Raw genomic sequence first — 10,950 nt, forward strand, 5'->3', positions numbered from 1 at the left:
AGACTAAAACAGCAGCTTCTGTTTTGAAAAGTCGATTGTGTTAGGTTTCATCGTTTGATTGCTTTGCGCTTTCCAGTAAATAAGGAGCAAGAGCGCTTTTAAAATCGAGTGTCGCACCTAACTTATTGGCTAGCAATATCATACCAGTAATTTTTCGATTGACTAATGCAACTTCAAATATCGGAGATGCTATCGCTGTTTTATCGGTAATTAATGGCATACTAACCTCTCTAATTCGCTTAATCAGTTGCTGTTTTTTTAAGTTGTAGCCCGTATTACTTTGTAAGCAATAACTGGCTTCAAAACAAGTCTTTAGCACCGTATCTATTGCAGTATCACTCATATTATTGTCAACTAAACCAAGCGAATACAGCGCTAAACGCATGTCGTTATTATCTTGGCGCTGCATAGCATCAGCCATAGCAAGATAATGTACTGAAGTATGTTGAGAAAGCTGCCGGCAAGCGCCAAAATCAAGTAACACTATTTTTTGTGTGTCGCTCTGATACAAGAAATTAGCAAAGTTGGGGTCACTTTGCATAAGTTTATGCGTAAATAGCTCTTGATAAGTTAAATCCATTAATTGGCTACAGACTAAATCCACAATACCAGCACTCATCGTACTAATATCAGTGATGGGAGAACCTTCGATATATTCCATCGTCAGTATATTTTCATCCGTTAGCTCGTCAACAACAAAGGGCACAATAAAGCGAGGGTCGTTACCCAGCTTTTTACGATAAGTGTTAAGAAATTCCGCCTCCTGCAAATAATTAGCTTCAGCTTTAAGCTGGGCTTTTGCTTCAGCAAGCACGCTAGTCAAATCAATATGTTTAGGTAAAACACCACTGAGTTTTAGTAAATTCATGACGTTATCAATATCACTGTCAATGCTTTCTCTAACACCCGGGTACTGGACCTTAATCGCCAACTGACGACCATCCTTTAGTGTTGCCCGATGAACCTGACCGATACTTGCCGATGCGATGGGGGTAAATGAAAAAGAACTAAATTGTTGATGCCAATCTTTAGACCAAGACGCAACCAAGGTTTTCAGTAGTTGCGCCTTAGGCATAGGATCAGCTTCTTGGCGCAATCGTGAAAGAATAGGTTCCCATTCGATAGGCAGTAATTCACCGGCATCCATGGAGAGTAGTTGACCAAGTTTCATCGCTGCGCCACGCATATGTGCTAAACGCTTGGTGATAGATATAGCGTTGTCGATATTACGTAAGGACTCAGTTAATGATGGACGCTGACCACTGAGCATTTGTTTTGTCGCACCTTTAACAATATTGCCGGCAACCGCTGAGGCCAAACCACCCAATTTAGCGAGACGAGCAATTCTTCCAGAAGGTACTTTCCGCTCTTTACGTTTTTCTGTCATCGCAAAATGGCTTCGTTGGGCATGTTAACTATTACCTTAGTGGTGTTTAATCTAACCTCCCTGCTATTTATAGCAAGCGTTGAGGGACAAGAATAAGATTAACAAAGATTAAGCCAACAACCAATGACATTAGAATCAAAAAAGACAGGTTACTTCAACACGTTCAATTACTACCTTATTTATAGGTATTCATATATTTCGAAGACTAAAATGAGATGTAAGTTAAAGAACATAGAAAGCCCTTAAGTTCCCTGTAGCTTACTCTATAAAATTATTTGGAATTGCACAGATTGATATGAAAGGATTTTAGAAAACTGCTTGCTTCCATTAACGAAAACAAGCAGTTACTAAAATTTGTGAGCTAACACTATAAGTCAGCTCTTGGTATGGAATTAAGGCTATGATTTAATTGCATTTAATAACTTAGCGCATTTATAAAGATAACAGATTTGTACTTCGATCTCGCCTTCAGAACGAGATAGTACTAACCGTCACTATTGCACACTGCTGACCTGATTTAGTCCTCAAAACTAGGTAAGTTTATGTTCACTAATATACGAATATAGTCCTTTTGGTCTGAATAAACCTATAATTAGGGTGTTCAGATCATGTGCCTATTTCATACGAATATTGATACGATATCATTTTGATGGTCACCGCTTTACTTTCGATGTCATAGGTACGCCCTAGCTTTAAAACGAATACTCAGGGCTTGCTTAAACTACTTATTATATTGCTTTCGAAGAGTTTGGGAACACATGTATATATGAAACAAGAGATTGGCATGACTTCACATTTAAGTAAGACTAACTACAAGGTATTTGTTGGTATTGATTGAGCAAATGACAAATACGATATTTACATTTAGGATCCACTCACAGGTAAACGTAAGTTTCTGTTATTAAGCATGAAGTAAATGAAATTGATAAATGGGTGAAAGGGCTTCATAAAAGATTTGGTTCACCTATTGCCGTTGAGTTAAGAAGAGGGCCTATCGTTTATGCCCTACAGCAATATGATTTTCTTGTAATTGTTCCAATAAACCCAACAACACTTGCAAAATACCGAACAGCTTTTAAAACCAGTAAAGCTAAAAATGCTCCCACTGATGCTGAGTTTGCATTAGAGCTTATGCTTCGTTACCCAAATCATTTTCCTCCTGTAAACCAGTAAAGCATCAACATGCGTAAACTGTTTTTTTTAGTGGAGCATAGGAGAAAGGTAGTAGATGATAAACAACGAGTGGTTAATCAGATGATTAATGCAATCAAACAGGATTATCCTCAGGCGAATGAATGGTTTTGCAAAAAAGACACACATATTTTTTGTGCTTTTATTACTTGATGACCAACCATTCAACAAGCTACAAAGCCCATAAGTCTACCTTAACAAAGTTTTTCAATGATCATGGTATTCATAACACTGCCATTGTTGATAATCGACTGTCACTGATAAAAAAAACCAATCCTCTCGCGGATGACAAAGCCATAATTGACAGTCATTCAATGTTAGTGGTTTCCTATGTTGAACGCATTGTCAACTCAATGAAGTGCATTCAAGAGTATAATAAAGCGATAACAGAACTAATGAAAAAACTTCCTGTCGCTCCTATTTTCAATAGTTTACCTGGCGCAGGTGCTGCCTTGTCCTCGCGGTTACTTGCTGCATTCGAAGAGCAGAGAGATAGGTTTAAATCAGCCAACTAAGTGCAACAATACGCAGGTATTGCGCCTATAACAGAAAGAAGTGGCTAAAAGTCTTGGGTTCATTGGCGCTGGCAATACTCAACATTTTTACGACAAAAATTTATAAAATGGGCAAGTCATTCTCGCCTAAAATATTACTGGGCTAATTTGTATTATCTACAACAAAGAGAGAGAAGTAGTTCTCACCAAGCAGCTCTTCAAACACTAGCATTCAAATGGATTAGGATTGTGTAGAAGTGCTGGCAAGATGCAAAACCTTATAATAACTCACTATATTTACGGGTTTTAAAATATAGGGGTTCTCCATTGATTTCAGGTTAAATTTAACTTGATATCAGGCTCAGGGCGGGAAGTAAGTTAGAAACTATAAATCATACCGTACCACCAATTATGGGAAATTATGAGTTATAACGCCACATTAAGAGGAAAATAATAGTTGGCTAAAATAAGCGACGAATGCGCAAATAATCAACTGTTATTTGTCCTGCTTGAATGGCTATTAAGTATTGGCTTACCTAAATACTGACTCACACCACATAAGACAATTATCGTAGCTATAAGCTTGTTAGGCCATTAATGGCTCTTTACACGAGCGACAATTAAGCCCTGATTGTTTAATTTGATGAGCATGAAACTTGTTAATACGATTATATTACCAAATATAAATGCAAAGAGAATGATTAAATAAAGCCACACCCAATCTTCAGGTAACAAATCCCAGACACTAACAACAAAATAATTTGCGAAAATTAATAAAATAAAGACAGTACTATAAATCCAATCATTCCTTTTGAAACGCTCCTCAAACTCTTTACGCCTTTTAATAAAGTCCTGTTTACGCATACTACTCCTAAAACACACAGATACAGTGACTCCCCAAGAGGCACGAGCCTCTGAACGTGGGTTAGTTTTACAAACCAGAGCTATAAAATATGTGTCAACATTATCAAACAGGGGCTAGCATAATAAAACACAACATACTTTTTATTGGCTTAGATACCCATAAAACATCCACGGATGTCGCATATATCCAAGACCAGCGTGGCGCTAAATCAACACATCTTGGTAAAATATTCAGTAATAAAGCCGCTTTTAAATAACTAGCGTGACAATTACAATCAAAATACCCAGATGCCACACTTAATTTTGTTTACGAAACAGATCCTTGTCGCTATTGGATTTACCGTTTACTGACCAGATTTAATCATTGCTGTTATGGTATCGCTCCTTCGCTTTCCCCTAAAAAAACCAGGAGAGAAAATAAAAATCGATAAGCGTGATGCCCTTAACCTCGCTAAATTACTTAAATCTCAAGACTTACCCCCTATCTATGTCCCTGAGCCCAAAGATGAAACCGTTCGCGATTTATCACACGCCCGTAAAACCAGCATCAAAGATTTAAAAGATGCAAAATACCAACTAAAAGCTTTGCTGTTACGAACAACATCAACAGCAAAGTAAAAGATAACTGGTCATTACAGCACTTACCTTGGCAGGGATGAATTAGTACGACCTCATCCCTGCCAAGGTAAGTGTTTTACAAGAAGCCGTTTCAACTATTACCGAAAGGTTAAAACATTTAAAACGTTGGATTATGAATTAACCCATCAAATGAAGCGTTGGCGGTTTTATCCGGTAGTCAAAGCGATACAGGTTATGCGTGGGGATAGATTATTAGTCGCAACTGGCGTTATTGCTCAATTAGGCGATTTATCACGGTTCGACCACCCCAGAAAATTAATGAGCTACCTTGGTCTGATACCAAGTGAACATTCAAGTGGTGCAAAAAATCACTTAGGGGCTATGACCAAATGCGGTAATAGCCATACAAGACGACTACTGGTCAAAAGTGCACATTCGTACAAACAAAACGTCAATGTATCAAAAGAAATGTGACTTAGGCAGGAAGGCTTAAACAAAGAAATTGTTGGTATGCTATGGCAGCACAAATGAGGTTATGCAGACGATACAATCGTTTGATGTAAAAGGCAAACACCGTGATGTCGTCACGGCTATTGCTAAAGAAATGAACGCTTATATTGGGGCTATTTCTCGAAAGGTCGTACTACCAAAAATTGACGTAAATCTTCGACTATCAATAGTGCCCACATGAGTCATTTTATAAGAAAAAGTGTTGAGTTAGCGCATGGGTTCAAGCATCGGGTGTGGCACAATCACCGACGGTGTTGGAACGGCAATAACCTAATGGTTATTGAACCAAAAACGTAGACTGAAGACAGGTGCCACAACGAAATGAGTAAGGTAGACCCTGCTAATTAACAAGTTAGTGATCCACAAATATCGGCATGATAAACGACGAAATTACTTGTTTCATTCTATGCGTTAACTCACTCAATTAAAAAAGTGAATAAAAGGTCCTTAAATTAATGAACAAGGATCAGTGTATTTAACTTAACGTGAAAAGTCATACCAAAGCCCCATTAAGAAGCTTTTAATTGTTGGCTAAAATGTAAAGTGAAGCGGAATCTAGCCAACTGTCATTTGTTAAATATCATTAGCATGTGGGGTCTTTATATAACTTATTATTCCATATCAACAGGTTAACATTCAACAAGTGTAACTTAGGCTAGGTCAATGATGCAGACGATCTCTTCATGCTACTGATACACAGTTCTAATGAAATAATTTTTATAAATTACGGATGTTTAACTTGCAGCCACTGCAAAAAATAATTATACAACGAAAACTAATTTGCCTTATGATAAAGATAAGCACAAAGAAATAATATCAATGCTAAAATATGTGGCTAAACCTTTTTTCCATTGACATCCTGTATGCATAAAGTTGAGAATGCAATTAAAGACGGTATGATGGATAGATTTGGTGAAGGCTCTCGGCTTGGTACATGAAGGAGAGGTAAGACAATTTCATTGAATTCCTTTTCAGTCAAATCGGTCGGTATGATATTCCAGATGGGCTTTTTCGGATTTTCAGCCATCAATACTATTGTCTATTATGAAAAATGGGTAGTTTATCTAAAAAACGTTATATAAAGGCCTTTAAGATAAATTCACTGCTCTGCAGAAACCCGCTATGAGTTGATAGTAATCTATTAAAATGAGTTGAAATTTGAGTTGATATTGCAGCCTAAAGAATTAATTAACCTCTACTTGCAAATGATTAGAGAATTTTGCCAGACAGTAAACGCAGTACTTTATTTGCCTGCACTAACTGAACATAGAAATAGTGAAATTCTTATTGAGTTAAATCCCAAACTTGCTATTTATCCATTATCCACCCCACAAGATGCACATCAGTTTATTCAAGTACAGGAAAATTTAAGATCAGAGAGAAATACGACCAATGAACTTTTTGTTAATGTAACTCCAAAAAACGATAATTATTTTAAAATATTTAGAATAGACCTAAACAAAGCCACTGAGATATCACTAAAAAATTCAGGTGATCTACAACTAAAAACAAACCCTATTAAAATAAAAAATTATTGTTGGTTAGGGCTACGTTATGAAAATAACGAACAACTTAATATGTTTTCTGAAAATCATCTACCAACAAGTCTATACAAAATGCTACTGGCTTTTGCTGGCTCCTTATCAACGTATTGTCAGCAATGGCAGTCAAGTCTTTTAGACCCGTTAACGCAATTATTTACTCGTAATGAGTTAAAAATACAAATAGCGAAATTACAAAAAAGGAAACAAAAATTTGTCGTTATCCTAATTAATCCTAATGACTTTAAACAAATCAATAAGCAATATGGACGTAAAGCTGGAGATAGTATTCTTATTGAAATAGCCAATAGGTTAAAAATTAGCTTTGCTGAACATACGCTTATAAGCCGTTATGGTGCAGCACAATTTGCTGTTGTGTTACCTTTTTTTGCCACGGAGAGGAATGACGATTTGGCACAATGCCAAAAATATACGGAACAATTAACAATAAATCTATCACAGGCTAACTTTTTAAATAACACCTGCTCAATTGCATTCAACTTTGGCCAGAGCCTTAATTTAAATACTATGTCAACAGATATAACATTGCAAACGTTACTGTTACGAGCAGAGCAAGCACTGGACGTTGCAAAACTTAAAGGTCAAAATATATCGGTAGTATGGCATAAAGCGCTTGTTAGCCAATGTAAAGAAAAAGTAGACAAATTACAGGGGATTTTTACCACCTCTGAAAGTAAAGATTATCGGAATATGTTGTTACTATGGGATGTCATGTCAATGGTCTCTGTGGCTACTGAGCAGAAAGTACTGGCAACAAATTTTATTGAAAGACTATTAGCTACTTTCGCTGTTAAAAATATTTACCTTTTCCTTGAGGCGTCAAATGACAACGCCGCTTTAATTATTGGGCGGCAAGCACAAAAACAAAGTAAAGTTGATTTGTTACCTTCACACAGCATTACGGAACCACAGCTAGCCTTAGTTGATAAATGTAGAAGTAAAATATCCAATGTCGAAATCGTATTTGACGAAAATAATCAAAGTTCACCATTATACGCATATGCTTTTCCATTCATTGCTCAGGGTAGCTATATAGGTTGTTTATATGTCGATGGTTCCGAAGACAGTTTATTGATTAATATTGGTGAAGTTTTACTCTTAGATGCTTTAACCAGTCAGTTGAGTGCTGCTTTTGAGCGACTTTTTCTACAAACAACACTTAAGCGTAATCAAGAACTTGAACAGTTACGTCTGCAGCAAGAGTTAAAAGAGTTACGTTCGGCAATACAGTTTTCTAATCTGGTTTATTGCTCTATACAGATGGAAGCACTGGTCAATAAAATACAAAAAGTTGCGGTAACCGATGCGACAGTACTCATTGTTGGAGAAACAGGCACAGGGAAAGAATTACTCACTCATACGTTACATAAACTTAGCTCAAGAGCCGACAAACCTTTTGTGTTGATAGATTGTGGGGCGATTCCTGATGCTTTAATTGAAAGTGAGTTGTTCGGTCATGTAAAGGGAGCGTTTACAGGTGCGGAACAGCGGAATTTAGGGCGTATTATAGATGCCATTGGCGGTACCTTAGTGCTTGATGAAATCGGGGAAATACCACTAGATGTTCAAAGTAAGTTATTGCGCTTCGTTCAGGAAAAGCAAATAACCCCTATTGGTGGAGGTAAGACCCAAGTCCTTGATGTCAGAATTATAGCCGCGACCAATCGTAATTTAGCTAAAGAGGTTAGTGCAGGTCGATTTAGAGCCGATCTGTATTATCGACTCAATGCTGTTGAGATTCACGTGCCACCATTGCGAGAAAGATCGCAAGATATTTTATACTTGATCAAACATTTTATGACTAAGTTCAGTGTACAATATCATAAAGAAAAGTTGCAATTGAGCCCGTCAGCCGCCACAGCGGCATTATCTTATCATTGGCCTGGAAATGTACGAGAATTACAGCATAAAGTCATGCAGGCAGTAATTTTCAGTGAAGGAAATATACTATCTCCACATAACTTAGCGTTAGATATTGACGGCATTAATCCCCCAAAAACTCATCATAATTATGTGAATACTATGATTGATCAAAATATGGATACTTCTCATATTAAAGTCAGCAGTGAAAAAGGTAATATAATGACAGAGCAATTGAGTGATACAATTTCAATTCATACGCTATGGCAGCAACTTGAGCAGCAGCTCTCGCAGCAAATAAGTGCCATTACTGAAAATACTCCTATAGTGCCAATTCCGCTAGGTAGCTGGCTGAATGATGATCTGATTCTTATCGCGTATCAAGTTTCTAATCATATTTCGCGCCAAGCGGCATCATTACTTAGTATCCCTGAAAGTACTTTTCGTCGGAAATTACAAAAAGCAGAAAATAAAAAGCAAGCAGGCTTAGCGCCTCGTCCAAAAAATTGGTCTGAACTCACATCTTTACTGACGCAACTTATTAAACTTGATATCGATATGATTAAAAAGAGTAAGATAAAATTACTGAGTCAAATAAAACTCAGAATCCCTGATAATGTTAGTTTAACAGCCCAGCTTATGGCGGTAAGTGAACCTACGTTACGAAAGTTAGTCTCAAGCTAGCAAATATCAATTAAAGCAAAAAAGTAATAATCATTAAAATTATGGCGCGCCGAATATTTAATTTTTGTGCGCCATTTTTTTTGTTTATAATTAAATTATGGCGCACCACGTTGTAAGTATTATTACTGCAAAACCTTAACCATATGATAATATTGATTTAAAATAAATTGGCGCAATCATTGCTGTTCATAAATCTTTTAACAAGTAATGTGCATTTTCTTTGGTACATTTCCTCAAATAAAACATGGTCAGTAACTAGGATGGTATTTATGACATTTAGCAGAAAACAAGCAATATTATTAATAGGGATTTTATCTCTTATCTTTACAACCGTTTTGTGGATGACAGCTAAAGCGCCAACACAAAGTTTTATCGTTCAAGGGAAAGATATCCAATCAGTTACCCGTTTAATTGAACGTGTCGGTGGCCAAATTACTCATACATTACCTATCATCAAAGCTATTGGAGTCAATCTTACAAAGCAACAAAGAAAAACCTTACAAGGCTATGCTAATATTCGCGCTATCTATCAAAATCGCACCATTGAAAATGATGATTTGAAAGGAGATGATTCTGGCGATTTAAATCCTGATTTAAATTATGCCGCAAGAGTTGAAGCAGATCGCCTTCATGACAGCAATATCAATGGCAGTGGAATTACGATTGCATTTATTGATACGGGGATTGATAAAAAGTTAAAAAATATAGCAGAAAATATCACCTCAGATATACGATTATTAGTGCAATTTGATGCGATCAAAAACGAGGTAGATAATGCTTCATCTGATCAAAGTGGCCATGGTAGTCATGTGGCGAGTATTGCTACTAGCAGCGAGCGGCAAAAAGATGAAGAAAACTACACAGGGATAGCACCAAATGCCAATATTGTCAGTGTAAAAGCATTTGATGATCAAGGTAAAGGTCGTTATTTAGATGTGATTAGAGCATTAGACTGGGTAGTTAGCAATAAGGATACTCACAATATTCGTGTATTAAATTTATCATTTAGTGCAGAACCACAATCATTGTATTGGGACGATCCAATTAACCAAGCCGTGATGGTTGCATGGCAGTCAGGTATTGTGGTTGTTGCTTCTGCTGGAAATAGAGGGCCAGAAGCCATGACAATCGGCGTGCCTGGTAATGTACCTTATATCATCACGGTTGGGGCAATGAGCAATAATAAAACCAGCTTGATCACTGATGATATTCTTACCGGATTTTCTTCATCAGGGCCAACCATTGAGGGGTTTGTTAAACCAGAGATTGTTGCGCCAGGTTCTCGTTTATTAGGCTTAATGAAAGAAGAAACAGTAATAGGTAAAGCGCATGACGATTTCTTTTCTAGTAAAAATCATTTTGCGATGTCAGGCACTTCGCAAGCAACAGCAGTAGTAACAGGTGCTATTGCGTTAATATTACAACAAGATCCCTCATTAACACCGGACATGATTAAATGTAAATTAATGGCAACAGCACAACCTGCGTTATCATCTGAAGGAAAGTTAGCCTATAGTATATTTCAACAAGGGGCAGGAATGATTAATGCTTATGAAGCTGCCTATAGTACCAAAACAGATTGTGCAAATAGTATGCTTGATATTGAGATGGATATTCAAGGAGAGCAGCATTATGCTGGGCCAGCTCGACGCGACCAAGCGGGTAACTACTACATTGAAGGCACTAATGAGTATACCTGGGATGGTGGTTACGCCTCTGATAGTGGTTATATGTGGCGAGATGGTTATATGTGGCGTGATGGTTATATGTGGTGTGATGGTTACTTGCGGGGTGAAGGTTATGTTCTGCGGGTAGGTTA

The 10,950-nt window shown here is 37.2% G+C and carries 6 protein-coding genes and 1 pseudogene; 5 read left to right on the forward strand and 2 right to left on the reverse strand.

Annotated features, from left to right (window positions below; translation table 11 throughout):
• Positions 1 to 40: 40 nt before the first annotated feature.
• Positions 41 to 1,387, reverse strand: coding sequence for an AarF/ABC1/UbiB kinase family protein (locus H4J67_RS12850; protein WP_182203960.1), 1,347 nt, complete (start codon positions 1,385 to 1,387; stop codon positions 41 to 43).
• A gap of 933 nt (positions 1,388 to 2,320) precedes the next feature.
• Between H4J67_RS12850 and H4J67_RS12855 the strand changes: the two genes are divergently transcribed.
• Complete coding sequence (locus tag H4J67_RS12855; protein WP_182172735.1) at positions 2,321 to 2,560, forward strand: hypothetical protein; 240 nt, start codon at positions 2,321 to 2,323, stop codon at positions 2,558 to 2,560.
• Between the two features lie 128 nt (positions 2,561 to 2,688).
• On the forward strand, positions 2,689 to 3,093 hold the full coding sequence (locus H4J67_RS12860) for a hypothetical protein (protein WP_182172738.1): 405 nt from the start codon (positions 2,689 to 2,691) through the stop codon (positions 3,091 to 3,093).
• A 573-nt stretch (positions 3,094 to 3,666) separates the two neighbouring features.
• On the opposite strand, the gene H4J67_RS12865 is transcribed toward H4J67_RS12860, so the two are convergent.
• The gene (locus tag H4J67_RS12865) at positions 3,667 to 3,936 is read right to left on the reverse strand and encodes a hypothetical protein (protein ID WP_182172741.1); all 270 of its coding nucleotides are present in this window, start codon (positions 3,934 to 3,936) and stop codon (positions 3,667 to 3,669) included.
• A 119-nt stretch (positions 3,937 to 4,055) separates the two neighbouring features.
• Here H4J67_RS12865 and H4J67_RS12870 point away from each other — a divergent pair.
• The 3 genes and pseudogenes from H4J67_RS12870 to H4J67_RS12880 all read left to right on the forward strand — a co-directional run.
• Positions 4,056 to 5,206 (forward strand): annotated as a pseudogene (locus H4J67_RS12870) (IS110 family transposase).
• Positions 5,207 to 6,194: 988 nt separating this feature from the next.
• Positions 6,195 to 9,131 (forward strand): sigma 54-interacting transcriptional regulator, encoded by a 2,937-nt coding sequence (locus H4J67_RS12875; RefSeq protein WP_182172744.1) that lies wholly within the window; start codon positions 6,195 to 6,197, stop codon positions 9,129 to 9,131.
• Positions 9,132 to 9,400: 269 nt separating this feature from the next.
• The coding region (locus H4J67_RS12880; RefSeq protein ID WP_182203962.1) for a S8 family peptidase at positions 9,401 to 10,950 on the forward strand (1,550 nt) is incomplete at its 3' end.

The sequence above is a fragment of the Colwellia sp. BRX10-4 genome (genome assembly GCF_014077465.1).
GTDB lineage: Bacteria > Pseudomonadota > Gammaproteobacteria > Enterobacterales > Alteromonadaceae > Colwellia_A.